Raw genomic sequence first — 26274 nt, 5'->3', positions numbered from 1 at the left:
CAAATGCCGCATGTTCATCTCCTCGACGTCAGCCGTCATCTCTAGGCGGCGGCCAGTCGTGTGCAGCCGAGTTCCTCAGGCGCCAGATCAACGCCGGGCAGAGTTCGTTGACCGACTGGGTGATCAGATAGGAGGCCTGATAGTCGTCGGCGGTGTGGAAATCAGCCTGCAGATCGCCGATAAGCTGCCCGTAGCCTTCGCCGCCGGACAGCTTGTCGCAAATGCCGTAACCGTAGCCTAAGGCCGCGTCGGCGTTCGGAAAGCCGTAGCCGGGCCGCACGGTCACGTTGACCAGATAGGCCACCGGGTCGGCATGAGCGTGAGGTGCCTGCGCAGTTGCCACACCGAGCCCTGCCGCCCAGCACATCGCCATGCATACGGTCTGAATGTTGCGCGGCGCTGTGAATCGAACCCCGATCATGTTGTCAAATCGGCTCGAATTGGGAAATGAGCCATCGGCCATCGTGTTTGTCCAGCGTCACTCGCACGCATGAGGTGGTGCTGGTGGGTGCGTCCGTGCCGACGATGACGGTCTGGTTGACAAAAACAAGGACGACCGCGTGGTTCGCGGTGGCCGACACCGACGCCGCGGCCGGAACGTTGGCGACCGCGGAGATCTGTTTTTGCTTCGCCCCGGGGATCACCACGTCATGTGTTAGCGAGGCATAGGAATCCTTGAATTGTCCTGTCAGTCGGTTTTGGGCGGCGGTCAGATCCTTCTCGGCGGTGTCGGGCTTGTAGGACAGCATCGTGATTGTTCCGTCGGTGGCGGCCCGCACGGACTCGACGCTGGCAAGCTGGGCCTCACGCAGGGAACCGACCTGCCATTTCAGCCCGCCGGCGGCCGCGGCCAGCAGCAGCGCGAGGCCGGGCAGCATCCCGTAGGCGAGCACACGTGACCAGCGGATGCTTCGTTTCATCGTAGCCGGCGTGTGCTCGCAGTCGTCCTCGGTCGCGGTGGGTGTTTCCTGGGCCGAGTCGGTGTCGGTGGGATCGCCGGTACGACGCGATTTCGGCCACCTCACGGCACGAACTCCACGTTAGACACCTTGGGCTGATCGCCGACTTGCTGCACGAAGATGCGCATCCGCCAGGCCCGTGGCCGTTGGTCGGGCACAGCGGCATTCGTCGTCTTGACGGTCACGGCGACGAGCACCTGGGCGGTGCCCGCGGTCTTCGACTCCAGCGCGGCCTCGGTGACCGTGCCGATGGTGGTCGATTTGGTCTGTTTGACCACGGCGATGAACGGCTGTGATCGCTTCGTGAAGTCGTCGTAGAACTGCCCGGTTGCCCCGTCGATGATGCGGCGCACATCGGCGTCGGCGTTCTGCCAATCGATCGTCGTCAGGTTCAGCGCCGCCTGCCTGCCCACCTGCACATACGCATTTCGCTCGGTCTGCGCCTCGTGCAGGTGGTGGAGACGAAATCCCAGCCATCCCGCCAGCGTCGCCAGCGCGATGACGACGGCCACCCCTACCAGCATCGCGGCCCGCAGCGGCGAGCGGGTCGTCCTCGGCTCGCCCGGGGGTGCGGTGTGTGTGTCCTTGCCGTCGGGTCCGCTGCTGGCGTCTTCGGCGGTGCCGGCATCGCCGCCATGCGTCGGTTCAGCACCGATCGGCGCGGACGCGGCGCGTTCATCCGGCATGAGCGTCGAGGTGCGGCCGGCGGTTCTCAGCTGCCCGGTGGTGTCAGCATCGTCTGCCACGTCTTCTCCTTCGGGCCGGTCTGCGCGAGGTCGGATTGGGTGTATTGCTGGCCATCGGGTCCGATGTAGGTGCCCGTGGCGGGGTCGTACTGGGCGGCCGCTACCGGTGGTGGGGGTGGGCTCACGGCAGCGGGAGGCGGCGCTCCGGTCGGCGGTGATCCGGGAGCTCCCTGGGGGATGTCCTGCCCGGACAGGGTGGCGTTGGGGTCGCCCTTCCAGTTGAAGCCGTCGTTGAGCGGCACATACTGCTCGTCGCTTTCGCACATTCGCACCGTGGGTGCGCGTTTGCCGGGGACGGTCTCGCAGGGGATGTTGCGCGCTCCGCGGACGTTGAACGGTGAATCTTGGGGCACCCGGCAGTACACGTCGCCGGCGGGACGCTCCGGGCTGTCCTCGAAGGACGGTGGACGCCGTTGCTGGGTGGGTAGGAATCCGGTGGTGCAGGCCGGTGGGAGGTTGATGTTGAGGTTGAAGCTGATCCACTCGCCACGGTAGTCCTGCTTGGTGTTGGCGTTGGCGACGACACTTCCGCCGCGGATCGCTGCGGCTTGCGGCAGCAGCACGAGGAGTTGTTCGAGGTCGTTTCGGTAGGTGAGGGCGACCTGGCCGACGCTGACCAGGTTGGCCAGCAGGATCGGCAAGGTCGGCTGGAACCGCTCGAAGAGTTGTCGCACCTCGCCGGCGGCGGGGCCGCCGTGGTCGATGATTCCGGCCACCGCGTTGTCATGGGTTTGCAGTTCGGCGGTGACCGTGGCCAGGTTGGCCGCCCATGCCTGGATCGCATCGGAGGTATCGGTCTGCGAGTCGAGCACCGGCTGGGACTGGTCGATCAGCGACGTCAGTGAGTCGAGGTTGGCGCGGGCGTCGATCGACAGCCGGGTGGAGGCCCTGACCAGCCGGGCCAGTTCTGGGCCCAGCCCGCCGACGGCGGTGTATGCCTCGTCTACGGCGGTGTTGAGGTTATCCCGCGGTATCGCCCGCAAGCCGGTGTTGACGGCGGTGAGCAGCTTGTTGATGTCAGGTGGCACGGAGGCGTCCCGCAGCGGGATGACGTCGCCGTTCTTTAGCGGCGGTGCGGTGTCACTGCGGGGCAGCAGGTCGACATATTGTTCACCGATCGCCGACTGGCTGTGTACCTCAGCTTTGACGTCGGAGGGGATGTCGATGCCGGATTTGAGCGACAGCACCGCGGCCACACCGGTGTCGGTGAGGTGCACCGACTGCACCCGCCCCACTTCGGTGCCGCGGTAGGTGACGTTGCCGGTCGCATACAGCCCGCCGGTCTGCGGCAATTCCATCGTCACCGTGTACCGGCCGACACCGAAGAGCTTGGCCGGCAGCTTCATGACGTGCAGCGTCATCAACGAGATCACGACGACGGCAAGCACCGTCAAGATGGCCAGCTGAACCTTCACGCGTTTGTGCAAATACATTTAGCGTCCCTGGTCCCAGCGGTACGGAATGATCAGCGGGTTGGATTGGGTGTAGGGGCTCGGGAGTTGCCCGATGGTGCGGCCCCATTGCAGCTCCAGCTCGGTGAGGTTGCCCTCCCAGCGCGTACCGGTGAAGAGCGCAGAGTCGATGCGGCTGAGCGTGAGGTCAACGATCAGGCTGAGGTTGCCGTAGTCGCCGCGCATCCACTTCTCGACGGTTTCGTTGGGGAACGGATAGGTCGTGTAGAGGCTGAGCGCACGTGTCAGGCTGGGGCCGGCGTTGGCCAGCGCTTCCAACACCGGCCCGATGTCCTTGAGTTCCTTGACCAGATTTTCTTTGGTCTGGTTGACCGTGTCGACGGTCAGTGCGCTGAACTTGCCGAGCTGATCGGCGGCCTCGATGAGGTTGTCCCGCTCGCTGTTGAGCTCGGCCAGCGCATCGGGGATTTTGCGCAGCGCGGTGTCGAGAACGGGTTTGTTGTCGGCGAACTTGCCGACCAGGGTGTTGAGGCTGTCCGTGGCCGCGATGATGTCACCGGTCTGGTCATTGGTGAGGGTGGCGAATTTGTCGAGTTGCTCGATCATGCTGCGCAGGTCGTGTTCACGCCCCCGGAACGCGGTGGAAAACGCCCGGGTGATGTCCTGGACTTGGCCCAGTCCGCCGCCGTTGAGCAGCATGGAGATCGCGGCCAGGGTCTGTTCGGTGGTCGGGTAGGCTCCCCCGCGCGCCAACGGGATCAGCGATCCGTCACGCAGTTTGCCGTCCGGTGGCGCGTCCGCTGGCGGGGCGAGCTCGACGTGCAGCGAACCCAGCAGGCTGGTTTGGCCGAGCTTGGCGGTCGCGTTGGCGGGCAGGTCGACGTCGCCGTTGAGCCGCATGCTCACCAGGGCATGCCAGCCTTGACGCTCGATTCTCGTCACGGTGCCGACGGTCACGTCACCGACCTGCACGCGGGAGTTCGGTTGGATATTGCTGACCTCGGGCATCTGCGCCTGCACGACGAAGGAACCCGGCCCGGCGCCCTCGGTGCCGGGCAGTGCAAGCGAGTTCAGCCCGCGCCAGCCGCAGCCGGGCAGCCCGGCCAGCGTGAGGATGATGAGCAGTTTCACCGCGACGCGGGAGGATTGTCGCGCTGTCATGAGCCGCCTCCGGGGGGGACCATGAGGCCGGGGAGGCCATCGGATGGGTTGGTGGTGACCGGCGTGGGCGGCGCGGCGGCATCCGGCGCAGCAGCCTCGGCGGCCAGCGGCGCAGGCTCGGGCGGGTGGGGCGCGGCCGCCTCGACGGGGGGCGGCACGTAGTCGGGTCGCATCCAGTCCTCGCTGTAGGTGACCTCGTTGGGCCGTGCCGATGCCCCGACGATGAGGTTTTCGCCCAGTGGCGGGAAGTTGTACTGGCGGTTCTTCACGATCGGTGCGAGGTACTGCACGCACAGTTTCGCCGCCTGTTCGGCGCCGAGACGGGAGGCCGCTTGGATCGCGCCGCACAGGAAACTGATCGGGTCGGCGAAGTTGTTGACCGCGATGGCGCCGGTCATCGTACCGCCGGCCGGTTCGTAGATGAAGATGAAGTTCTGCAGCGTCGAGGGCAGGATGTGCAGGGTTTGTTTGATGTCGTCGAGGCTGTCGACCATCGCCGTGGTGACCGAGGCCAACTTGTCCGAGGTGGTGCCCAGCGCATCGCGATTCTCCGCAACGAAACTCTGCACATCGGCGACCACGTCGTTGAGCATCCCGGCCGCCCGACCGACCTTGTCCGGATCGTCGGCCAACAACCCTGTGACGGCGGCCAGGTTCTCATTGAGCTGTCCGAGCAGGCCACTGCTGTCGTGCAACGCCGACACCAGCGTCGCCAGGTTTTTCAGGGTGGAGAAGATGTCGTCGCTGTGGTCGCCGAGGGCCGACAACGCCTGCGACAGTTTGACGACGGTGTCGCGGATGTTCGCACCTTGGCCGCGCAGGTTGGCGGCCGCGGTGTTGATGAACGCGCCCAGCGTGCTGACGCCTCCGGGCTGGGTGGGCCGCAGCAGTTCGGTCAGCCGCTCAACCTGCGCCCGGAAGTCGTCCCACTCGACCGGGACCGCGGTGCGGTCCTGCGGGATCACCGCGCCGTCGCGCATCACGGGTCCGCCGGTGTAGGCGGGGGTCAGCTGGATGGCGCGCCCGGTCACCAGTTGAGGCGACAGGATGACCGCCTTGGCGTCGGCGGGAACCGAATATTTGCGGTCGATCCAGAAGGTGACCTTGACCCGCTGCGGCTGCGGTTCGATCGTGGCGACGCGCCCGACGGGCACACCCAGGATCCGCACATCGTCGCCGGCGAACAGGCCGTTGCTGTTCTGGAAGAAGGCGACCACCGTGGTCTTGGCCGCCGCGCCGGTGCGGCCGAGGGCGACGAATAGCCCGCTGACGAGCACCGCCACGAGGACGGTCGCGGCGGCTGCGCGGATGAGACGCGCCCTGGTCATGGCTGTCCTCCGGGTTGTGCGGGCACCTCACCCGGTGCTGGCACGTAGACCGGGGAGGGTGTCGGCTCGGGTGTGTTTTGCACGCCGGGCGGCGGCGGTGCGGGCGGTCCGGGCGGGGGTCCACCTGGCGGCGGGGCCGGCGGGGGCTCCCGGTACGGATAGCGCGGATCACCCGGCTTGCCCGTGATCGCGTCGGGCAGCGTCAATCTGGGTTCGCCGCCCTGCCCGGTCCGCGGGTAGGGCACCGGCAGCGCCGGGGTTGCGGGCTGGCCGGTGGGGGGGTCGATACGCTCGGAGGGCAGCACGGTGGCCGGGTCGAGCCCGAGATCGGAGAACGCAGCGTCGACGAAGGGCTGCACGAACTGGCCCGGGAGCAGGTTCGCCAGGTATGCCTTGAAGAACGGCCCCGATGAGACGGCTTCGCCCAGCGAAAGCGCGTAGGCGTTGAGCCGCTTGATCGCATCCTGGATGCGCTCTTTGCGGTTATCCACGATGGCCAGCACCCCGTTGAGCTTCTCCAGCGCCGGCCGCAGTTGCTGCCGGTTCTCGGCGATGAACCCCTTCAGTTGCTGGGCGACCGCCGAGATGTTGTTCCAGATCTGATCGATTGCGCTGCTTTGGGTTCGGAGCTCAACCAACAGGGCATTGGTGCTCTTGACCAGGGTGACGATCTGATCGGTGCGCTGGGCCAGTACCGTTGTGGCTTTTCTGGCGTTGGCGAGCAGGTTGCGCAGTTGCGCGTCGCGTTCGTTGAGTGTCTGGGAGAACCGGGCAACCCCTTGCACCGCGTTCCTCAGCTCTGGTGCGGTGCCGGAAAAAGTCTGCGCCAGGGTGGCCAGCGAGTCCGACAGCTGGTCGGTGTTCAGCCCGCTGATCGTGGTGGCCAGGTCGCCGAGGGCGTCGGGCAGCTGGTAGGGCGACACCGTCCGCTCGATCGGGATGGTGGTGGTGAGCTCGCCGTCCCCGCGGGATATGACGTCGAGCACCTTGCTGCCCAGCAGGCTCTTGGTCTTTATCGCCGCCTCGGTGCGATCGCCCAGAAAGATCTTCCTGTCGACGCTGAACGTGACGAGCACGCGTGCCCCGTCGAGTTCCATGCTGGACACTTTTCCCGCGGGAAAACCGGAGACATCGACCGAGGCACCGGTGTGCAGCCCGCCGGCGTCGGCGAAATAGGCCGAATACTCGTTGGCCTGGTTCAGGAAGGGGAGTTTCTGGAAGTTGAGCGCGGCAAGGACGATGGCCGCGACGGCTGCGACGCCGATGGCCCCGATCAGCGGGGTATTGCGTTCGGAGAAGGATTTCATTTCGGCGCACACCGCCCCGTGCTTTGTCCGGCCACCTTGACATACACCGGCTGCCCGCCCTTTCCGTTGAGCTTCAGGATCAAGTCGCACAGGTAGAAGCTGAAGAAGTCGCCGTAAATCCCTTGCCGCGCCAGCGCCTTGTACTTGTCTGGCAGCGTATTTAGGAGGTTGTCGAAGTAGTCGTGATCGGCGACCACGATCCCAGCGGCGCGGTCGGTCTCGTGCACAACTTTCTGGAACGGCTCCCTGACCTGCGTGAGCAGATCGGCCACCGAACCGGCGGCCGCGTTGGTGTGGGCCACTGCGTTAGCGATGTCCTTCTTGCGGCCGGCCAGCCCGTCGATCAGGCCCGACAGCGAGGTGACCGCCTTGTCGAGCTGGTCTGACTGGTCACCCAGTGACCCCAGCACCACGTTGAGGTTGGTGATGACCTGCCCGAACAGCTGATCGCGGTCCGCCAGTGTGTTGGTCAATACCGCGGCCTGGTTCAGAAATGATCCGATCGCGGAGCCTTCGCCCTGAAACGCTTGGATCAGCTGGCCGGTGAGGGCGTTGACCTGATCTGGGTCCAGCGCGCGAAACAGCGGCCGGAAGCCGCCGATCACCGCATCGAGGTCCAGCGCGGGTTCGGTGCGGGCCAGCGGAATCATGTCACCGGGCTGCAATGTCTTGACCCCCCCGGCGCCTTCCTCAAGTGCTAGGTAGCGGTCGCCGAACAGGTTGTCGTACCTGATCACCGCGCGGCTTCCCTCGGTCAGGACGACCGAGTTCTCGGCGGAGAATTCGACTCGTACGGTGGAGTCCCGGTTCACCGAGATGCTGCGCACCTTGCCGACCTCCACCCCGGCGATGCGGACGAGGCTGCCCTTTCTCATATTGGACACGTTGCTGAACTGGGCGAAGTAGGTCTTGCCCACGTCGAACCGGAATTCCGCGAAGACCGCCAGCAGGGCGAACGTGCCGAGGGCACAAACCGACAGGAAGACGGCCAGGCGCCAAATGGTGCCCTTCAGCTGTTTGCTCACACTCTCTCCTGTTCCCTGTCGTTCACGGTCGGGTCACCCGGGCGGCGGCACGGGAGCCGGTATGGCCGCGGTCGGGGCCGTGCCTGGTGTCGGTGGTGGCGGCGGCGGGGGTGGCACCCCGGGCCACAGGGGTGTTCCGCCCGGTCCGTACAGCGGCGCCCCGTAGGGCGGCGCCCCCGGGTAGGGAACCGGGCCGGGCGCCGGCCCGGGCAGGCAGGGCCGGATGCTCGGGGGTTCCGGGACGGCGCGGGTGACCGGGAAGAAGTCGACCCAGCAGGGGTGTCCGATGCCGGGGTTGGGCCGCCAGTCCAGGCCTGTCCCCCAGCCGACGTTGGTGATCAACTGTCGCACCGGCCAGTTCTTGGTCGGGTCGGGCATCGAGCCGCATCCCGGCTTTCCGCCGGGGCCGCCCTTGGCGGCGACGATGGGCAGATTGTCCGGATAGAGAAACGGGTCGTTACCGAACATGAGCGCCGCATCGAACTGGGCCGACCGCCCGTCGGCACCCGCCCACGCCGTGTAGCCGCCGTTGTTGAGGTACCACGTCGCGCCCTGCAGCGCACAGGCGTAACTGGGACTGTACTGCAGCAGCAGGTCCGTCGTCGGCTGGAGAACCTCCACCGACCGGACGAGATTGTCTTTGCTCGCACCGAGCAGGTTGATCCCGGCGGTGGACATGCCGGTGACGTTGAGCAGCAACGCGTCCAGCGCTTCTGCGTGATCCACGATGGTCGTGCTGGTGGTGCTGGCCGCATTCAGAACCGCCACGATGTCCTCTGCGGCACTGCTGTAGGTGTCGTTGAAGCTCTTGAACGAGCGCCAGTCTTGGCGGAGGGTGTCGCTGCGGGCGTTGAGCGCCAGCAACACCTGGTTGAGGTCGGTGGTGGCCTCACCGATGCGTTCGCCTTGTCCGCGCACGGCCTCTGCCACCGCGGTCAGCACGGCGTTCAACTTGGCCGGGTCGATAACCCCGATCAAATCGACGATGTTCTCGAACACGGTGTTGATCTCCGTGGCGACGTTGATCGAGCGCAGCACCGCGCCGGCGGCAAGCCGCTGGACACTCGGGTGCTCCGGCGGGATCAGCTCGACGAACTTGGCGCCGAACGCCGTGGTGGCGTTGATCTGCGCCTCGACGTTGGCGGGGATGTACCGGATTTGATCCGGCTCAATCTCCAACGTGAGGCTCACGGAGTTCTTGCCAGCGGTGATCTGGGCGACGCGGCCGACCTGAACACCGCGCATCTTCACTTTCGCGCCGGTCTCCATCACCACACCCGCGCGATCAGACGTCAGCGTCACCGGCACAAAGGACCTGAAGGTGCCGGCAAAGGTGCTCGAAGTCACGAAGACAAACGCGGCGATCGCCACAAACAGAATCAGCGTCCACCACGCGGAGTGGAACCGGTTCTCACCCGGCCTGGGATTCATCCCCGGTCACCCCGCCAGGTTGAAATTGCCGGACTGGCCGTAGATAGCCAGCGAGACGAATACGATTTCCACCGCCGCGACCACCATGGAGGTGCGCACCGCACGCCCCACGGCCTCCCCGACACCGGCGGGACCGCCGGTTGCGGTGTACCCGTAGTAGGTGTGCACCAGAAGGATCACCACCGTCATCGCGACCGCTTGAAAGAACGACCAGATCAGGTCGGTGGGATTGAGGAATGTGTTGAAGTAGTGGTCGTACACGCCCGAGCCCTGCCCATAAATCGCCGTGGTGCCGGTGCGCGCGGCGAGAAACGCCATCATCACCGCCACGCAGTACAGCGGAATCACCACGATGACACCGGCCAATACCCGGGTGGAGGCCAGATAGGCGACGGTGCGAACACCGAGCACCTCGAGCGCGTCGATCTCCTCGTTGATGCGCATCGCTCCGATCTGAGCGGTGGCGCCGGCGCCAATGGTGGCCGAAAGCGCCACCGCGGTGGTGCCCGGCACGATGAGCCGGACGTTGAAGAAGGCCGAGGCAAACCCCGTCAACGCCTCCACCCCGACGGACGCAAACTGGTTGTAGCCCTGCACCGCGACCAACGCGCCAGTGGTCATCGTCAAGAAGCCAACGATCGCGACCGTGCCCCCCACCACGGCCAATGCCCCAGAGCCCAAACCCATCTGGGCGATGAGCCGCAGCAGTTCGGTCCTGCAGTGGACAACGGCGTCCGGGATGGAACTCAGGGTCGTGACGTAGAACCGTGTCTGTGCGCCGATGCTGTTCCACCCGGCGATCAGCGACTCGAGGGCGCGCCGAAGCCCCGGGTGCAAACTCGAGACGACACTGCTGCTCATGGATCGCCCTTACTGCACCGTGAACTGGATGCCGACGGCAGTGACGATGACGTTGATGGCGAACAGCACCATAAAGGTGAACACCACGGTTTCGTTCACCGCATTGCCCACACCGGCCGGGCCGCCGCCCACCGAAATGCCCTTGTAGCACGCGATAAGCCCGGCCGCCAGCCCGAACAGCATCGCCTTGGTCAACGAGACGACAACATCGGCGGCGCCGGTGAGCACCGTTAGCCCCGCGACGAACGCACCCGGTGAGACGTGCTGGATGCTGACGACGAAGAAAAACGCCCCAGTCAGGCCCACCAAGATCACCGTGGAGGCCAGGGCCAACGACACCGTGGTGGCGGCGAGCACCCGAGGAACCACCAGCGCTTGGATCGGGTTGATGCCCATCACCCGCAGCGCGTCGACCTCCTCGCGAATCGTCCGCGCACCCAGATCCGCACACATCGCGGTGGCGCCCGCGCCGGACACCACCAGAACCGTCACGATCGGGCCGATCTGGTTCACTGTCCCGATCGCGGCGCCGGTGCCGGAGAAATCCGCCGCTCCGAACTCGGTCAGCAGAATGCTGAAGATGAACACCAACAGCACCGAGTACGGCAGCGTCAACATCAGTGCCGGCAGCATCGACACCCGCGCCACAAACCAGGTTTGACTCAGGTACTCACGCCACGCGAACGGCGGGCGGAACATCTGCACAAACGTGTCTAGCGACATCGCAAAGAAGTCGCCGACACCGCGCATCGGGGTCAATAGAACGCGCGACGCCATCACGACGGGTTCCCGCTGACCACGCCCTCCGACCGCCGCTGACGGCCGGCTGGGCCGCTGAGCGTTGCGTGAATGACCAGTAGCTCAGGTGTGCGCGTCACAGCCAGCACCGTCATCAGACCACCTCCGTTCTTTCGCACGTCCCCGGCACACCGATTTCTGGTAAGCATTGGCGATACTATAGAGGACGTTGTGATTGCCGTCACCCCCCTTTGCATCGTTGCCAGAGATTGCCCGCCCATGCTGTGTTGCATGAGATACCGCTGGCCAGCCTTTCGGCTTGCGCGCACCTGCCCGCCACCGGCGCCTTCCACCGGTTCGGTCCCGGCGAACTAGACCGGAGCCGAGTTGCGCAGCCCGCGCCAACCGGACTCAGGAGAAGCAACAGCGTGTCCGTGGTGCAGAGACGGATTAGGAGGAGGGCAGCACATACGACGTGACGACATCCGCAATTCCGCTCGGTGGGCGAGCCGAAAACCATGAAGCCGCCGATACCACTGCATCGCCTATGGGTCGCTTCTAGGTGGCGCGCCTGAGCGGCGAGCGCCGCGGTCTTCCCAGGAAACTGGCGGCCAGGGATCCTGTTGAGTTTGCTGCGAGTAAGCTGCGGGAGAATGGGGGCCGAGCTATACATATGGATCATCATGAGGATAGAATGGGGAGGGCGGCCTGGCTGCGATCCTGTCGCAACGCCACTTCCCGGTCCGTACGGTTGGTGTACGCGTGCGAGCCGGCGAGACCGGACAGTCGCCACCGGATAGTGAAAGGTTAGTAACATCATCGGGTCGATTTGCGACTGGAGGAGCGGATGACAGGGCGGAGCTTTGTGGTCGGGGTGGGAATGGTGCCGTTCGCCACCCCGAGCAACAGTGATCCCTACGACGTGATGGCAGAAGGCGCTGTCAAAGCCGCGCTGGCCGATGCCGGTGTGGATCTCGCCGACGTGCAGCAGGCCTATGCCGGTTATGTCTACGGCGATTCGACGTGTGGACAGAATGCGCTGTATCGAGTCGGGATGACGGGCGTGCCGGTGGTCAACGTGAACAACAACTGCGCCACGGGCTCCTCGGCGTTGTGGCTAGCTCGCCAGGCGGTGGCCGGTGGTGCTGCAGACTGCGTCCTCGCGTTCGGGTTCGAGCAGATGCAACGTGGCGCGCTGAAGTCGCACTGGGATGATCGGCCGACACCCTTCGCGCGGTTCGCCGAGGCCGCCAGCGGAGCGCAAGACTGCCCCGACGGGGTACCCATGCCGGCACTGTGGTTCGGCGGCGCGGGCGCCCAGTACGCCGACCGGTTCGGAATCCGTCCGGAGACCTTCGCCAAGATCGCGGTGAAGGCGCGCCGACACGCGGCCAATAACCCCTACGCGGTGTTCCGTGATCCCCTGACAGTGGAAGAGGTGCTGGCCTCCCCGCATATCTATGGCCCATTGACCCGGTTGCAGTGTTGCCCGCCCACCTGCGGAGCGGCGGCCGCGGTGCTGTGCAGCGAGGAGTTCGCCCGCCGCCGCGGCCTCGACACCACGGTCGCTATCGCCGCGCAGGCGTTGACCACCGACACCGACACCAGCTTCGCCGACGCCGACATGGCCAAGCTGGTGGGCTATGACATGGCGCAGTCGGCGGCACGGCAGGTCTACGAACAAGCCGGGGTCGACCCCATCGACATCCGGGTCGTCGAATTGCACGACTGCTTCACCACCAATGAACTGCTGACCTATGAGGCGCTCGGGCTCACCCCAGAGGGCACCGCGGAAAGATTCATCACCGACGACGACAACACCTACGGCGGCCAGGTCGTGACCAACCCCTCCGGCGGGCTGCTCTCCAAAGGGCATCCTCTGGGGGCAACGGGCCTCGCCCAGTGTGCCGAGCTGGTGTGGCAGCTCCGAGGCCAGGCCGCAGAGCGGCAGGTGGAGGACGTCAACCTCGCGCTGCAACACAACATCGGTCTCGGCGGGGCCGCGGTCGTCACGCTCTACGAGAAAACACGTTGACATGCCCCGGTAGTGAGGCGGTATTACGAAAGAAGCGTTGCCCGAGATGACCATGACGATCGACGCCGGCAGGCTCCGCTTTCTGCGCCAAAGTTACCGGACAGGCCGATCCCGTCTACTTCGACCACGGCGCCGCCCGCGCCCTCCGACTGAGGGTTCAGCCGCCTTTTCTGGTGGCAATCAATCTCGAACAGCCGGTTAGTGATCATCGCAGGCGACATGCCCCATATCAGCATGCGTTGACCTGGGACCGCATTGAAGTCACACATCGATTGCTGTTCGCGCACCGTTCAGGGACCGCAGTTCATGCCCGAGCGCAGCAGACATTTCGCTACCGTTTTTTTCAGCGCTCGGCCCTAGCCCTCGTCACGTTCGTGGTTAGCTGCGGAAGGAAACCGCGGAGGGCGGCGATCTTTGATGGCGGACGCGCCCTCAATCACATCTACGTCGAAGAAATTCAGCATCTCAAGCGCCAGTGAAGCCTCGAAAATCGGACCCGCGTTTCGCACCCAGTGGTTCAACGCCCGTTTGGTCCACCTAACGGCGTGCTGCGGGCCACCAGCCAGCTTTTGAGCCACTTCAAGGGCGGTGGGCAGGACTTCCTCGGGCGGACGGCACAGGCTGACCAAGCCGATTCGCTCGGCCTCTTTCCCGTCAATGAAATCTGCGGTCAGCAAATAATACTTGGCCTTGGCAAGGCCACACAGAATGGGCCAGACGATTGCGGCATGGTCGCCGGCGCCAACCCCGAGTCGTAGATGGCCGTCAGTCAGCTGCGCGTCCTCGGCTATCACCGAAACGTCAGCCATCAAAGCTACCGCCAGTCCCGCACCGACGGCCACCCCATTGATCGCCGAGATGATTGGTTTGTCGCAATTCGCGATGTTGTAGACGATGTCGCGTGCCTCGGCCATTGTCTCGACGATCTGCGAGAAGTCGTTTGCCTGATCGAGCACCATGTCGAGGTCACCCCCCGCGCAAAAAGCCTTGCCAGCGCCCGTGACAACGGCGACCCGAGTTTGCGAGTCAGTGCCGACGTCGAGCCACACCTTGCCCAACTCCCAGTGCAACCGCTTGTTGGCGGCATTGAGCCGGTCGGGCCGATTGATGGTGACTTGCAGAACGCCCTCGCTGGGGCGGTCGAACGTGAGGTGCTGGTACTGGTCATAGCTGCTCATCGAGTCTCTCCTTGATCAGACAGTAGGCGCCGCGCACGGAGACCGTCGAGGTTGAAAGTGAGTAGGGACCGCGCGGAAAGTCCGTGTTCGGTGTGACAGTCGACGGCGACGGTGGCTGTCCGCGCGGTGTCGCGTTGGTTCACTGCCAGCACCCGCCCGTCGGTCCGCAGCGTATCGCCAGCGCACACCGGGGCCATCATCTGCAACTGCCGACGAGCAAGCCATGCCTGCGGGCCGGCCCACGCCTTGCCGATCCGGTCCACCAACCCGTGGAAGAACATCGTGTTCAGGTAGACATCGCGGGCACCCTGCTCTTTGGCGTAGGCCTGGTCGTGGTGACCACGGAAGAAGTCGCGGGTGGCGGCCGCGTTTAGTACGCACCGCGTGACGGTGACCGGCATCGTCACCTCAGGCAACACCTCGACGGGCTCAGCGCGGGGTTGTTCGGCCGGGCCCGGTCGTCGTTGAGGGGTTCCGCCCGCCCCAACAACGTAGCGGAACAGCACGTTGTCGTTGGTCGCCACCAGGGTGCCATTCTGGTTGCGGCATTCACTGCGCGTGGTCACGAAGTGCCCGACACCCAGTGCGGTTCGTTTCTCTGCCGAGATCGATTCCACCCGCTCGGTGGAGATGAGCCGGTCCCCGACCCGCATCGGGGCGAAAAACCGGCTGTCTGTCGAGACGTTGATCAGCGTGGTACCCGGCAGCGGCACCTCCAGCGCGAGCACCGGCGCGTGTTCGGGCTTGCGCCGCGGGTTCCACGGCAGCGGGAACGCCCACACCATGAGCATGCCCGGCGGCGAGATCCGAGCCCCGTATCTCGTCGTCGCGGCCTCAGTATCCCAGTAATTCTCGTCAGCATCCTCTATCAGGGCACAGAAGTAGGCGATTTGGGCTTCGTTGACCGCGAACGGCGACCGACTGGTTACTTCGCGGCCCACCCAGACGGCCGCTTCTTCGGCCGGCCCGGTGACCACGTAGCTGAGCGCGTCGGCGTAATTAACGCCCATCAGCGTGCGGACCCGATCGGGCGGAACTGCGGAATCGCGAGTTCGCCCCGCGGTTCGAACGTGACCTCGACCGGTGTGCCGACCTCAACGTCCTCCGGCGAACAGTCGACCACGTTGGCCATCATTCGCGGGCCTTCCGACAATTCGATGACGGCCAGCACGTAGGGCACCGCGAAGGCCGGCGACGGGGGCTGGTAGACCACGGTGTAGGTGAGCACCGTCCCTCGCCCCGAGGGTTGTTCCCACGTCAGATCGGTTCCCCAGCAATACGGACACCATCGGCGAGGATGGTGGTGAAACCGGCCGCAGGCGCGGCATCGTGGCAGCACGAACCGGCCCGCGGCCGCTTCCTGCCAGTAGACCGCCGTGCTCGCGGTCAGCGCGGGAACCGGTGGGGTTGTCATGGTGTCCTTCCCAGCAGGACCGTCGAGTGGTCGGCCATCACGCCGCCGTAGGTGTGAACCAGCGCGATCTCGGCGTCCACTTGGCGGCCTTCGGCTTGGCCCATCACTTGACGTGCCCCCTCGACGAGCATCGACATGCCCGAAGCGTCGCCGGTGTGCCCGAACGACAGCAACCCACCGTAGGTGTTGATCGGCAGATCGCCGCCCGGGGCGCCGCGACCGTCCAGGAAGAAGTGGCCTCCTTTGCCCGGCTCGACCAGGCCGGTCTCCTCCACCAGCAAGATCGGGTTGATGGTGAACGCGTCGTAGAGTTCGGCGAGGTCCACATCGGACGGAGACACGCCCGCCATGTCGAATGCGGCGCGCGCCGAAACGCCGGCGCCCATCGTGGCGAAGTCGCTTGCGTGGCTGATGTTGCCGTGGTCGTGGAACTCCCCAAAGCCGAGCAGATATGCGGGCTGTTCGGTGAGTTCGCGAGCCCGCTCACCGCTCGTGACCAGGAACGCCGCGCCTCCCTCGCAGGGCACCGAGCAGTCCAGCAGGTTGAACGGCCACGCGATCGGGCGTGAATCCAGCACCATCTCGATGGTGAGCGGGCCGGCGTCACGCATCAGGGCGTCGGGGTGTCGCAGCGCCCAGTCGCGGCTGCAAACCGCAACCGCCGCCAGGGCGTCCCGCGATGTACCACGTTCGGCCATGTGCCGGGTGGCCGCCAGCGCGTAAAGCGCCGGAATGAAGCTGCCATAGGGATACTCGAAGTCGGGGTGGCTGATCATGCGTGCCATGGCGTCTGCGCCGCCCGCGCCCACCTTGGGAAACTTGCCCGCCCCGACGCACAGCACCGAGTCCGCAAGGCCCGCGCCGATCGCCAGCGCTGCACGCGAGAGCATGATCGTGTAGGTCGCGCCGCCCGCGTTGATCGTCTCGCAGAACCGTGGACGAATCCCCAGGGCGTCGTTGAGCCGCTCATGGACGAAGATATCAGCGCCATGCCCCGCGGCCATGCCCGCCGGGCACACCAGCAGACCATCGACGTCGTCGGGCCCAACCTGAGCGCCTTCCAAGAACCGGCGCAGCACCAATTCCGGCATGCCCGCCCCGTCCTCGTCGGGATATCGCCCTGGGCGCAGTTCCTCGACCGCCGCGATGGCGGGACGGCCGGCAAGGGCACGCGAACTCATGACAACCTCGCAATCGTTCAGATACCAATACGTCGCCAGCCCGTACAAGAACCCGTCGAACGTCATCAAAGCGGCCGTCGCCGATGCGCTCACCAGGAATCGCCCCCGACGTCAGTAGGACTTGGGTAGGCCCAGGCTGTGCTGGGCGACGAAATTGAGGATCATCTCCCGGCTGATCGGCGCGGTGCGCATCAGCCGCGCCGGCCCCCACAGCGTTGCCAACCCGTATTCGGTGGCCATCCCATTGCCCCCGTGTGTCTGGATCGCCTGATCCAACGCCAGGATCCCCGCCTCCGCCGCGGCGTACTTCGCCATGTTGGCGGCCTCTCCCGCACCAGAATTCCCGGCGTCATGCAACTCGGCCGCCCGCTGGGTCATCAGCCGCGCCAGTTCGACCTGAATCTTGGCATGCGCCAGCGGATGCGCCACGCCCTGATGCGCGCCGATCGGGGTATTCCAGACCTGGCGTTCCCTGGCGTAAGCGCACGCCTTGTCCAGCGCGTAGCGGCCGATCCCGGTGCTCAACGCCGCGCCCATGATCCGCTCCGGGTTCAGCCCCATAAACACCTGTCGCAGCCCCTCGTCCTGCTCCCCGACCAGGTTTTCGGCGGGCACCCGCACGTCGTCGAAAAACAGCGTGAATTGCTTCTCGGGGGTGACTGCCTGCACCGGGATGAGTGTCTTCTGGAGCCCGGCAGCGTCGGTGGGCACCACCACCAGCGACAGCTGCCCCCGACCCCGCTCGTCGGTGCCGGTCCGGGTCACCACCAGGACCGCCTGGGCCTCATCGACCCCGGAAATGTAGTACTTGGTGCCGCGCAGCACCCACTCGTCGCCGTCACGCGTCGCGGTCGTGGCGATGTTGTGCGAATTAGAACCCGCATCCGGTTCGGTGATCGCAAACGCCATGATCATGTCACCACTGGCGATCCCGGGCAGCCACCGCTGCTTTTGTTCCTCGCTGCCAAACGCCTGAATTATCGTGCCGCAGATCGCCGGTGATACCACCGTCATCAACAGCGGACAACCCGCCGCGGCCAACTCCTCACCCACCGCGTGCAGCTCGTAGATACCCCCACCCCCACCGCCGTACTCCTCGGCAATGTTCACTCCCAAAAACCCCTGCTTGCCGATCTCCCGCCACAGCTCTGTGGACTTCTCCCCCGCCAACGACTTGCTCAGGTAGTACTCATGGCCATACGAACGCGCAATCGCCGCCACCGCCGCCCGCAAATCCCGTCGCTCGTCACTTTCGCAAAGCTCCATCCCAACACACCTTTCCTGTCAACTGAGCATTACCGGCGGTCCAACGACCCGGTGAACGACGTTGCAGCCGCAACCCGTCGGCGTCGACTGCACAGTCTGCCGACCGACCGACCGACCGATCGGCCCGGCGATGCGGCGCGGAGCATTCAGCCCACGATCACACGTTATCGGCCATTAACATCCGGGCGCAAGCCACCATATGGGAGCGTCCGCCGCCAGCGTTGTCTCCGACGCGTCCCAAGGCAAGCGATTGACGGTTAGGTCTGGAAATATCCTTGGTGCTGGTCGCGTAGCACATTCTTTTGCACTTTGCCCGTCGCGGTGCGGGGCATCTTGTCGGTGAAGATCACCGCCTTCGGGACCTTGAACCCCGACAACCGGCGGCGCGCCGCAGCCAGCACGTCATCCTCGGTGAGCTCGGCACCCGGTTTGGGGGTGACGATCGCCACGATCGCCTCGGTCCATCGCTGGTGCGGCAATCCGACCACGACCACCTCCTGGATTCGGGGCTCCCCGTCGTAGAGCGCCTTTTCGACCTCGATGGAGGCCACGTTCTCACCGCCGGTCTTGATCACGTCCTTCTTGCGGTCGGCGAACCACAGCAGTCCGTCGGCATCGAAGCGTCCGATGTCGCCGGAATGAAACCAACCGTGCGCGAACGCCTCGGCGGTGGCCTCTGGGTTGCGCAGGTAACCCTCCATTGCGTGCGGGCCGCGATAGACGATCTCGCCAGCCTCACCAGGAGGGAGCAGATTGCCGGCGTCGTCCATGATCCCCACCTGAACATTGGGAACCGGCAGGCCGACGGAGCCCGCATGCGAGAGCTGATACTCAGGCGGAAAGACGGTCGTCAGCGGGTTCATCTCGGTCTGGCCAAAACCGAGCGCGAACTGACAGCCGAATACCTCCATGGCGATGCGTAGGTCGGTGTCGGGCATCGGCGCCATCGCATACAACGCCAGACGCAGGCTCGACAAGTCACGCTTGGCGATGTCGGGGTGGTCCATCATCGCCCGGTACATCATCGGCAGCCCGAAGATCTGGGTAACCCGTTCCGCCTCGATGGTCGCCATCAGCGCGCCAGGGTCGAACGCACGCATCAACACCGCGGTGCCGCCGACGTACATCAGCCCCGTGGTGAACCCGTTGAGCTGGGCGGTATGAAACAGCGGCATCATCACCGCTGACCGGTCCTGCTCGCTGAACCGCAACACCAGGGGGGCCGTGAGTGACTCGATGTAGACCGCGAGATGACTGCTCACCACCCCCTTTGGCGCCGACGTCGTTCCGCTGGTGTAGAGGTAGCTGATCGCGTCGCGGTCATCGACGAAGCATTCCGGTTCGGCGTCGGAGGCGTCGCCGACGAACTCGCTCATCGCCCGCCACCAATGCGAACCGGCGGATTCCCATTGTGTGCCGGTGCCAGGTGCGACGATCACATCGGTCACCTTGCGTTGTTCGAGGCGGTCTAACGCCGCCCCGACGAGTTCGGCCAGTTGGCTCTCCACAACCACCCCTTTGGTGTGGGAATGCTCAAGCACGTAGGCCGTCTCAGACGCGCCCCAAGCGAGGTTGATCGGGACACACACCACTCCGGTCTTGGCGCACGCGTAATAGGTGAGAAGGAACTCGATGCTGTTGCCGCAGGCCAGAGCGAGCGCGTCACCCCGCTGGTAGCCCGCGGTCGCCAGCGCGTTGGCCAGCCGATTCACCGCGGCGTTCAACGCACGATAGGTGAGCCGGCGCTCGCCGTCGACCACGGCTTCGTGCTCGGGGCGCCGCCACGCGGTGCGGGTGAGCATGTCCCCGACGTTGACGCGTGTCACAAGATTCTTCTGCAGATCCACCGCGGTCATCGGCGCTCTCCTTCCGCCATGGAAAGCAGCTAACGGGCGGTGCAGTCCCGATGAACTGGCGTCCGGCAGCTTGCGTGCAATCCGTGTACATAGTGTAATGATTATCCATAGTTATTTCGTTGAGTCTTGCGAATCCGGCCCGCGACGTAGCAATCGCTGGGTAGTGGCTGGGGGTCGAGTGGGCCGCGAAGCGGAACGCACCTCAAGACACGGATCAAGGGCGAAGGGCGGGGCTCATGCCAGGAGTAGACGGACGGGTGGCGATCGTCACTGGGGCGGGCCGCGGCCTCGGTCGCAGCCATGCTCTACGCCTGGCGGCGGGGGGCGCGCTGGTCGTCGCGAATGACCTTGGGGTGAGAAAAGAGGGGGGTGGCGCGAACGCTGCGGCGGCGCAGGACGTCGTGGCGGAGATCCGGGCCGCCGGCGGTGTCGCCGTGCCCGATGACCACGACATCGCTTCCGAGACCGGCGCGAAGGAGGCGGTCAAATCCGCGCTCGAGGCCTTCGGCCGGCTAGACATCGTAGTCAACAACGCGGGCATCCTGCGAGACGCGACGTTTCACAAGATGACTGTGCAGCAGTGGGAGGCCGTCCGCCAGGTGCACCTGGATGGAACCGCGTTTGTGACCCGCGCGGCTTGGCCCCATTTGCGCGAGCAACGCTACGGCAGGGTCGTCGTAACCTCTTCCGGCGCCGGCCTGTTCGGCAACTTCGGACAAGCCAACTACGCGGCCGCAAAGCTTGGTGTGGTCGGACTGATGCATACACTCGCACTGGAGGGTGCCCGCCATGGCATTCGGGTCAATGCCGTCGCCCCGGTCGCGCTGACCCGGATGACCGTCGGCCTGCTCGACGATGCCAGCGACCTCGACCCAGCCTGGGTATCGGCCGCCGTCGGTTGGTTATGCGCCGAGGAATGCGATCTGACGGCCGAGATCGTGCGGGTTCACGGTCGCCATTTCAGCCGCGTACGGATCGTCGAATCGCGCGGCGTGGACTTCCCGTCCCCACCGTCCGATGATCACCTCGCAGCCAGATGGGCGGAGATCGCCGACCTGTCTGGCGCACAGGAGGGTCAGGCGGCGGTCGCCACCGCACGCCATGCGGGCTCGGGATGAGTCGGCCAACGGCAATTGATACGCCGACACCGATTGTCAGCTGACAGGTTGTCAGCTGGCAGGTGAAACCCTGCGCGGCTGTCGCTTGATCGGCCTCGCCGTGTGAGGCAGTCGCTGCCCGGACGACGGTGACGGAGTTATCGCCGCAGCGCAAGGATTTCGGCGCGAACGATGCTTGTTCCAGGGCGAACAGACACCGGCATCGCCGAATCCGGTGCGGTTCACAGCCCTACTGCAGATCCGGTTCGACTGTCTTGCCGCCGACCGGGCTGGATGCCATTCGGCGATCGTGTCGTAGTCAGTTCACGACAGCAACTGACCCGGGACCAGCGGCCAGCTCGCGGGCGATGGCAACACCAGCAGTCAACAGGTGCTGCTTATGGCCGAAACCTTGGCACCGCCCGATCTCGCCCCTCAGCGCCGGCTGGGTCAACGCGGTCACGCAGACAGCTCGGTCGACCGCGTCGGCGACTCCGCGTCACGTTGGGTAGAGCCGCGCCAGCCGTAGCGTTCGCGGGCTCCGCGGCACGGGCGCTACTTCAAAATGTTGTGTTTATCTGATAATAGTTATACTTTATGATGGTCGATGGCGGTTCGTAGCTGGGAAATCGCGCTCATCTGGCGCCCCAACGCTGACGCCGCGGCTCCCGCGAACGAAAGGACGTGCCAATGACCACCCCGGCGCTCGACCAGCTCACCGACGCGCAACAGGAACTCGTCGAACGCGCCCACCTCATCGCCGGCACTGAGCTTCGCCCGCACGCCGCTGAGTGGGACCGCCGCCAGGAATTCCCGGAGCGCTCCTACCAGATCCTGCGCGAGAACGGCTTCACCGGGCTCACCGTGCCGACCGAGTACGGCGGTCGCGGCCTCGGGGTGTTCGAGGCCTGTCTAGTCCTCGAGGAGCTGGCGGTGGGCTGCATGGCCAGCGCGCTGACCATCCAGATGCAGCTCAACGGACCCCCGCGGGTGATCGCCCGGATGGGTAGCGAACAGCAGCGCCAGCAGTACCTGCCCGAGGTGGTCGACGGCACTCGGCGGTTCGCCGTCGCGATGACCGAGCCGCAGGCCGGATCGGACGGCACCGCGCTGGCCACGACACTAGCCCCCGATGGCGACGACTTTCGGCTCACCGGCGCCAAGTGCCACATCACCGGCGCGCTGCAGGCGCACACCTTTCTGGTGTTCTGTCGCGCGCCCGAGACCAACGGTCCCGACGGGATAGGCGCGGTGCTGGTGGACGCCGACGTCGAAGGCCTGGCGCCGATCGAAACCGAGGAGAAGATGGGCGGTCGCGGCGTGGCCGAGGGGGTGCTGCGGTTCACCGACGCCCCCGTGCGCCGCGATCAGGTGATCCTCGAACCGCGTCCCGGTTCCAAAGAGGGCGCCTCGTTTTTGATTCGCCAGTTCAATCCCGAGCGGTGCGGCAACGCCGCGATGTCGATCGGGGTCGCGCGCGCCGCCCTGGAGGACGCCGTCGAATACGCCAAGGAGCGTGAGCAGTTCGGCCGCCCGATCCTGGAGTTCCAGGGCATCCAGTGGAAGATCGCCGACATGGCAACCGAGCTGGATGCCGCGCGGTTGCTGCTATGGCGCGCCGCGCGCACCGATGTCGCCGGTTTCCCGGGTATCCGCGAGACCGCGATGGCCAAGCTGTACGCCAACGAGGCCGCGGTGCGGGTGTGCAACGAGGCGATCCAGCTGCTGGGGCACAAGGGATATCTCACCCGCTACCCGATGGAACGGTACTTCCGCGACGTGCGCGGAATGGGCATCGGCGGGGGCACCACCGAGATCCTGCGCAACATGATCGCCGCAGAGGTCACCGGCGTGCGCACCAGCCAGCGGCGGTGCTGAGTCGTGAATTTGGGGCTGAGCGCAAGCGCCGAGCACTACCGAGCCGGGCTCAAAGACTGGGTTGAAGCGAACCTGCCGCCACGGTGGCGTGACATCCCGGTCGGAACGGGCGACGACGAGTCCTACGTCGCGATGCGCCGGGAGTGGGGCCGGCGCCTGTTCGAGGCGGGATGGCTTGCCCCACATTGGCCCACGGAGTACGGCGGCCAAGGACTAGGGGTAGACGCACAGCTCGCGTTCGTCGAAACGCTGGTCGAAACCGGCGCGCCGGAGCCGATGAACACCAACGGCATGGGCATCTTCGCCCCCGCGCTGATGCGATTCGGCACCGACGAGCAGCGAAGACGGTATCTGCGCCCGATGCTGTGCCACGACGACATCTGGTGTCAGGGGTTCTCCGAACCCCAGGCCGGCAGCGACCTGGCGGCGGTGTCCACCCGGGCGGTTGCCAAGGCAGACCACTTGCTCGTATCAGGCCAGAAGGTGTGGACATCCTACGCACTGTTCGCGCAGCGGTGCTACCTACTGGTCAAGGTTGCCGACTCGCCCGGCCCGACGTTGGTCGTGGTGCACATGGACCGCCCCGGCATCACCGTCAGGCCGCTGCGCAATCTAACGGGCACCAGCGAGTTCTGCGAGGTGTTCTTCGATGACGTGGTCGTCGATGCGGCCGACGTGGTCGGCGGGATCGGCGACGGGTGGCCGGTCGCCACCTACGCCTTGGCTCGGGAACGCTCCAGCGCCTTGGCCCAGCGGTCACTGCAACTGTCGCGTGAACTGACGCGGATGCTGAGCGCGCTGGACGATGTCCATCGCGACGCGTGCGCCGAGAACGCCCTGGTCGACGCGTTCGTGCGCACCCGCGTGGTGGACAGCACAGTACGCCGGGTATTCGCGCTCGATGCTGATGCAGCCGAGCCAGGGATGCTCGCACCGATCGCGAAGGTTCTGTGGAGCGAAAGCCACCAGAAGCAACTGGCCACCCTGCTGGAGGCGGCCGGACCAGAAGTGGCTGCGGCCGGTGCCGGGTGGTCGGAATGGACCCGCTCGTTGTTGTTTGCCCGCGCCGAAACGATCTATGGCGGCACAAGCGAGATCCAGCGCAACCTGATCGCGAAGGCGCTCGGCCTGCCGAGCGACCGCCGGTGAAAGAGGGTGGAATGGACTACCGGATCGATGACGAACTGGCAATGCTGCGGGCCGCGCTGCGGGAGTTTCTCGAGGCGCGGATGCCCGACTTGATCCGGGAGCCCGCCCGGGACAACCGGGCAACGGCGTGGCGGGAGCTGGTGTCGGCCGGATGGTTGGAGCACTTCGGCGCGGCAACCGGAGAAACCGGGGCGCCGGCGGACTGGGTCGGCGGCGTGCACGTGGCCGAAGCGTTCGGCGCGGTCCCCGTGCCCGGACCGGTGGACGTGGTTGCCGGCTACCTGATGCCGCTGGCGAAGGCCGCCGGCATGAGCGGGCTGCTCGAACGACTGCACACCGGCAGCGTCATCACCGCGGCGCCCCCGGTTCCGGACATATCCGGGCGCGACGGGGTGCCGCAGTGGCGGCACCGGCGTCTGTGCGCCGTGCGTGAAGCGAACCGGATTCGGGTCAGCGGAGTGCTGGCGCGGGTTCCCGCCGCCGGCGACGCTCAGGCGGTGGTGGTGCCGGTCGACCTGGACGGCGTACCAGGGCTCGCGCTCGTGGGCTGTGACCAGGCGGGAGTCGAAGTCGGCGTGTCAGCCGGCGTGGACTTGCGTCGGCCCGTCGCAGATGTCCGCCTGCGCCGGACCCGCCTGGAGGCCGAAGCGCTGTACACCGACCCTGGCCTGTCGGCGCTTGAGGAGCGCTGCGCGACGCTGTACAGCCTGTTTCTCGATGCGGAGGCGGTCGGTGGCGGCGCCGAGGTGATCGCGCGCAGTGTGGACTACTGCACTACGAGAACGCAGTTCGGGCGGCCGATCGGGGCGTTCCAGGCGATCCGGCATCGGCTCGCCGACGCCGCCAGCGGCGTGGAGGGAGCCCGTTCACTCGTCTACCAGGCGGCCTGGAACGTCGCCGCGGGCGCGCCCGGCGCGATGTGCGACGTTCGGGCCAGCCGCCTGTGGGCCTCGGCGGCCTACCTCGCGGCCGCCGAGGCCGCCATCCAGTGTCATGGGGGTATGGGGTTCACCTGGGATCAGCGGCTGCACCTCTGGTATCGCGCCGCGGTTGCCGGTCGGGGCGCCGATACTGTGGTCGGGGCACGTTCAGCGCTCGCCGCACTGCTACGCGGCGACGAACGTCTTGTGCCATCCGCACCACACGGCAGGCTGGCCGCGGCGGGGAGGACGAGCAAGTGAGTGAACCCGAGGTGCTGTTCGACCGGCCGCGACCCGGTGTCGCGGTTCTCACCCTCAACCGGCCGGGTGCGCGCAACTCCCTCGGTTGGCAAACCTGGCACCAGCTGGGTGAGGCAATCGATGAGGTGGCCGCCGACGACAACTGTCGCGCGGTGGTACTCACCGGCGCCGGCGGGACATTCTCCGCCGGCGGCGACGTCAAGACCTCCCCGGCCCGCGGAGCGGGGCTCGGCGCGCCCGCGGCGCGGTTGCTGGTCGGACAGCGCGTGCTCGACACGCTGCTCAAGTTGCCCAAACCAGTGCTTGCCGCTGTCGAGGGGCCCGCGGTGGGTGCTGGCTGGAGCCTCGCATTAGCCTGCGACCTGGTTGTAGCGGCCCGCGACGCCGTGTTCGCGGCCCCGTTCGTGGCGCGCGGCCTAGTGCCCGACTGCGGAGCCGCCTGGTTCTTAACCCGTGCGCTGGGCCGGCACCGGGCCGCGGCGCTGCTGTTGAGCGGCGAACGGCTCACCGCGCCGCAGGCCGCGGGCGCGGGTCTGGTCAGTCAACTCGCCGAGCCTGGCGCAGCGCTGACCGTCGCCACCGACCTCGCCGCAACCCTCGCCCGCGGCCCTGCAGAGGCACTGCGCTTGACCAAAGGCATGATCCGCGGCGCGCTCGATGTACCGCTGGAAAGATTCCTCGAACTCGAATGGCTGTCGGCCACCCTCGATCTGACCGGGCCCGACGCTGCCGAAGGCCGCGCAGCCTTTGTCGAGAAGCGCGATCCTGATTTCTCCAAGATCCGCCGATCCGCCGATGAAGCTAGCTGAGCGGTGACCCTGAGCCGCTAAGGCCAGCAGGCCGTTGTCGCGGGCAGTGCTCAACTACGTCAGCCGCGCGGCCGGGCTGCCAGAGTCCCACTGACGACGTTGCCGACGCTACGATATCTCCGCGCTCGCGGCCGTCAGCTGTAGAAGCACGTTCCGTGCTTGGACAACGTCACTCGCAGCACGGCGACCGAGACGGCGCTCTAGCGGCCTCTACCCCGGCGCCAACCTTCGTGATGAAGGGCAAGAGTCTTATCTGTAACGG

Annotated in this window: 23 protein-coding genes; 6 read left to right on the top strand and 17 right to left on the bottom strand. The window is 66.1% G+C overall.

The annotated features are described in order from the left end of the window. Nucleotides 1-28: 28 nt before the first annotated feature. Genes AC5Y5O_RS26940 through AC5Y5O_RS26890 form a run of 11 tightly spaced genes read right to left on the bottom strand, consistent with a single transcriptional unit; the run spans nt 29 to nt 11007 of the window. Complete coding sequence (locus tag AC5Y5O_RS26940) at nt 29-373, bottom strand: DUF732 domain-containing protein (RefSeq protein WP_047040178.1); 345 nt, start codon at nt 371-373, stop codon at nt 29-31. Nucleotides 374-425: 52 nt separating this feature from the next. After that, nucleotides 426-1025 carry an Rv1363c family protein gene (locus AC5Y5O_RS26935; RefSeq protein WP_232530501.1) on the bottom strand — a complete coding sequence of 200 codons (600 nt, stop codon included), beginning with the start codon at nt 1023-1025 and terminating at the stop codon, nt 426-428. Beyond that, complete coding sequence (locus AC5Y5O_RS26930; protein ID WP_047040148.1) at nt 1022-1705, bottom strand: Rv1363c family protein; 684 nt, start codon at nt 1703-1705, stop codon at nt 1022-1024. Before AC5Y5O_RS26930 ends, AC5Y5O_RS26935 begins: the two co-directional genes overlap by 4 nt. Beyond that, on the bottom strand, nt 1672-3138 hold the full coding sequence (locus AC5Y5O_RS26925) for an MCE family protein (RefSeq protein WP_047040150.1): 1467 nt from the start codon (nt 3136-3138) through the stop codon (nt 1672-1674). Before AC5Y5O_RS26925 ends, AC5Y5O_RS26930 begins: the two co-directional genes overlap by 34 nt. Then, complete coding sequence (locus AC5Y5O_RS26920) at nt 3139-4278, bottom strand: virulence factor Mce family protein (protein WP_047040152.1); 1140 nt, start codon at nt 4276-4278, stop codon at nt 3139-3141. Further along, nucleotides 4275-5606, bottom strand: a complete 1332-nt coding sequence (locus AC5Y5O_RS26915; RefSeq protein WP_047040154.1) for a virulence factor Mce family protein — start codon at nt 5604-5606, stop codon at nt 4275-4277. Before AC5Y5O_RS26915 ends, AC5Y5O_RS26920 begins: the two co-directional genes overlap by 4 nt. Continuing rightward, nucleotides 5603-6913, bottom strand: a complete 1311-nt coding sequence (locus tag AC5Y5O_RS26910) for an MCE family protein (protein WP_047328217.1) — start codon at nt 6911-6913, stop codon at nt 5603-5605. Before AC5Y5O_RS26910 ends, AC5Y5O_RS26915 begins: the two co-directional genes overlap by 4 nt. Continuing rightward, nucleotides 6910-7938, bottom strand: coding sequence for a virulence factor Mce family protein (locus AC5Y5O_RS26905; RefSeq protein WP_047040659.1), 1029 nt, complete (start codon nt 7936-7938; stop codon nt 6910-6912). The genes AC5Y5O_RS26910 and AC5Y5O_RS26905 overlap by 4 nt, the downstream gene beginning before the upstream one ends. A gap of 33 nt (nt 7939-7971) precedes the next feature. After that, nucleotides 7972-9369, bottom strand: a complete 1398-nt coding sequence (locus AC5Y5O_RS26900; RefSeq protein WP_047040657.1) for an MCE family protein — start codon at nt 9367-9369, stop codon at nt 7972-7974. A gap of 6 nt (nt 9370-9375) precedes the next feature. Beyond that, entirely contained in the window at nt 9376-10230 is an 855-nt protein-coding gene (locus tag AC5Y5O_RS26895; protein WP_082131860.1) for an ABC transporter permease, read from the bottom strand. Nucleotides 10231-10239: 9 nt separating this feature from the next. After that, nucleotides 10240-11007 carry an MlaE family ABC transporter permease gene (locus AC5Y5O_RS26890; RefSeq protein WP_176470772.1) on the bottom strand — a complete coding sequence of 256 codons (768 nt, stop codon included), beginning with the start codon at nt 11005-11007 and terminating at the stop codon, nt 10240-10242. 808 nt (nt 11008-11815) lie between these two features. On the opposite strand from AC5Y5O_RS26890, the gene AC5Y5O_RS26885 reads away from it, so the two are divergent. Further along, a complete protein-coding gene (locus AC5Y5O_RS26885) occupies nt 11816-13003 on the top strand; it encodes a lipid-transfer protein (protein WP_047040653.1) in 1188 nt (395 codons plus the stop codon). 356 nt (nt 13004-13359) lie between these two features. Here AC5Y5O_RS26885 and AC5Y5O_RS26880 read toward each other — a convergent pair whose 3' ends face one another. From AC5Y5O_RS26880 to AC5Y5O_RS26855, 6 genes are all read right to left on the bottom strand, one after another. After that, nucleotides 13360-14181, bottom strand: a complete 822-nt coding sequence (locus AC5Y5O_RS26880; protein WP_047040650.1) for an enoyl-CoA hydratase/isomerase family protein — start codon at nt 14179-14181, stop codon at nt 13360-13362. Continuing rightward, a complete protein-coding gene (locus tag AC5Y5O_RS26875) occupies nt 14178-15191 on the bottom strand; it encodes an FAS1-like dehydratase domain-containing protein (RefSeq protein WP_052773273.1) in 1014 nt (337 codons plus the stop codon). The genes AC5Y5O_RS26880 and AC5Y5O_RS26875 overlap by 4 nt, the downstream gene beginning before the upstream one ends. Beyond that, on the bottom strand, nt 15191-15595 hold the full coding sequence (locus AC5Y5O_RS26870; RefSeq protein ID WP_047040647.1) for a Zn-ribbon domain-containing OB-fold protein: 405 nt from the start codon (nt 15593-15595) through the stop codon (nt 15191-15193). Before AC5Y5O_RS26870 ends, AC5Y5O_RS26875 begins: the two co-directional genes overlap by 1 nt. Next, nucleotides 15592-16869 (bottom strand): thiolase family protein, encoded by a 1278-nt coding sequence (locus tag AC5Y5O_RS26865; RefSeq protein ID WP_232530500.1) that lies wholly within the window; start codon nt 16867-16869, stop codon nt 15592-15594. The genes AC5Y5O_RS26870 and AC5Y5O_RS26865 overlap by 4 nt, the downstream gene beginning before the upstream one ends. Nucleotides 16870-16887: 18 nt before the next feature. Next, on the bottom strand, nt 16888-18042 hold the full coding sequence (locus tag AC5Y5O_RS26860) for an acyl-CoA dehydrogenase family protein (RefSeq protein WP_047040646.1): 1155 nt from the start codon (nt 18040-18042) through the stop codon (nt 16888-16890). Between the two features lie 257 nt (nt 18043-18299). Then, nucleotides 18300-19898 carry a long-chain-fatty-acid--CoA ligase gene (locus AC5Y5O_RS26855; RefSeq protein WP_047040644.1) on the bottom strand — a complete coding sequence of 533 codons (1599 nt, stop codon included), beginning with the start codon at nt 19896-19898 and terminating at the stop codon, nt 18300-18302. Between the two features lie 236 nt (nt 19899-20134). Here AC5Y5O_RS26855 and AC5Y5O_RS26850 point away from each other — a divergent pair, with 236 nt between their 5' ends. The 5 genes from AC5Y5O_RS26850 to AC5Y5O_RS26830 all read left to right on the top strand — a co-directional run bounded on the left by AC5Y5O_RS26850 (nt 20135) and on the right by AC5Y5O_RS26830 (nt 26012). Further along, nucleotides 20135-21016: an SDR family NAD(P)-dependent oxidoreductase gene (locus AC5Y5O_RS26850; RefSeq protein WP_047040641.1), complete on the top strand. Its 882-nt coding sequence runs from the start codon at nt 20135-20137 to the stop codon at nt 21014-21016. A 669-nt stretch (nt 21017-21685) separates the two neighbouring features. Further along, on the top strand, nt 21686-22873 hold the full coding sequence (locus tag AC5Y5O_RS26845; RefSeq protein WP_047040638.1) for an acyl-CoA dehydrogenase family protein: 1188 nt from the start codon (nt 21686-21688) through the stop codon (nt 22871-22873). Nucleotides 22874-22876: 3 nt separating this feature from the next. Beyond that, nucleotides 22877-24022, top strand: coding sequence for an acyl-CoA dehydrogenase family protein (locus AC5Y5O_RS26840; protein WP_052773272.1), 1146 nt, complete (start codon nt 22877-22879; stop codon nt 24020-24022). Between the two features lie 11 nt (nt 24023-24033). Beyond that, on the top strand, nt 24034-25203 hold the full coding sequence (locus tag AC5Y5O_RS26835; protein WP_052773271.1) for an acyl-CoA dehydrogenase family protein: 1170 nt from the start codon (nt 24034-24036) through the stop codon (nt 25201-25203). Beyond that, entirely contained in the window at nt 25200-26012 is an 813-nt protein-coding gene (locus tag AC5Y5O_RS26830; protein WP_047040635.1) for an enoyl-CoA hydratase/isomerase family protein, read from the top strand. Before AC5Y5O_RS26835 ends, AC5Y5O_RS26830 begins: the two co-directional genes overlap by 4 nt. Nucleotides 26013-26274 lie beyond the last annotated feature (262 nt).

Source organism: Mycobacterium sp. NGS40 (assembly GCF_059812735.1).
The sequence above is the reverse complement of the archived record's forward strand: the minus strand, read 5'-3'. Positions and strand labels throughout refer to the sequence as shown.

What these genes read in the sequence shown, in the direction of transcription:
- AC5Y5O_RS26940 (WP_047040178.1), bottom strand. Translation starts at nt 373, where the DNA reads ATGGCGATGTGCTGGGCGGCAGGGCTCGGTGTGGCAACTGCGCAGGCA.
- AC5Y5O_RS26925 (WP_047040150.1), bottom strand. Translation starts at nt 3,138, where the DNA reads ATGTATTTGCACAAACGCGTGAAGGTTCAGCTGGCCATCTTGACGGTG.
- AC5Y5O_RS26920 (WP_047040152.1), bottom strand. Translation starts at nt 4,278, where the DNA reads ATGACAGCGCGACAATCCTCCCGCGTCGCGGTGAAACTGCTCATCATC.
- AC5Y5O_RS26915 (WP_047040154.1), bottom strand. Translation starts at nt 5,606, where the DNA reads ATGACCAGGGCGCGTCTCATCCGCGCAGCCGCCGCGACCGTCCTCGTG.
- AC5Y5O_RS26910 (WP_047328217.1), bottom strand. Translation starts at nt 6,913, where the DNA reads ATGAAATCCTTCTCCGAACGCAATACCCCGCTGATCGGGGCCATCGGC.
- AC5Y5O_RS26900 (WP_047040657.1), bottom strand. Translation starts at nt 9,369, where the DNA reads ATGAATCCCAGGCCGGGTGAGAACCGGTTCCACTCCGCGTGGTGGACG.
- AC5Y5O_RS26895 (WP_082131860.1), bottom strand. Translation starts at nt 10,230, where the DNA reads ATGAGCAGCAGTGTCGTCTCGAGTTTGCACCCGGGGCTTCGGCGCGCC.
- AC5Y5O_RS26890 (WP_176470772.1), bottom strand. Translation starts at nt 11,007, where the DNA reads ATGGCGTCGCGCGTTCTATTGACCCCGATGCGCGGTGTCGGCGACTTC.
- AC5Y5O_RS26885 (WP_047040653.1), top strand. Translation starts at nt 11,816, where the DNA reads ATGACAGGGCGGAGCTTTGTGGTCGGGGTGGGAATGGTGCCGTTCGCC.
- AC5Y5O_RS26880 (WP_047040650.1), bottom strand. Translation starts at nt 14,181, where the DNA reads ATGAGCAGCTATGACCAGTACCAGCACCTCACGTTCGACCGCCCCAGC.
- AC5Y5O_RS26875 (WP_052773273.1), bottom strand. Translation starts at nt 15,191, where the DNA reads ATGGGCGTTAATTACGCCGACGCGCTCAGCTACGTGGTCACCGGGCCG.
- AC5Y5O_RS26870 (WP_047040647.1), bottom strand. Translation starts at nt 15,595, where the DNA reads ATGACAACCCCACCGGTTCCCGCGCTGACCGCGAGCACGGCGGTCTAC.
- AC5Y5O_RS26860 (WP_047040646.1), bottom strand. Translation starts at nt 18,042, where the DNA reads ATGGAGCTTTGCGAAAGTGACGAGCGACGGGATTTGCGGGCGGCGGTG.
- AC5Y5O_RS26855 (WP_047040644.1), bottom strand. Translation starts at nt 19,898, where the DNA reads ATGACCGCGGTGGATCTGCAGAAGAATCTTGTGACACGCGTCAACGTC.
- AC5Y5O_RS26850 (WP_047040641.1), top strand. Translation starts at nt 20,135, where the DNA reads ATGCCAGGAGTAGACGGACGGGTGGCGATCGTCACTGGGGCGGGCCGC.
- AC5Y5O_RS26845 (WP_047040638.1), top strand. Translation starts at nt 21,686, where the DNA reads ATGACCACCCCGGCGCTCGACCAGCTCACCGACGCGCAACAGGAACTC.
- AC5Y5O_RS26835 (WP_052773271.1), top strand. Translation starts at nt 24,034, where the DNA reads ATGGACTACCGGATCGATGACGAACTGGCAATGCTGCGGGCCGCGCTG.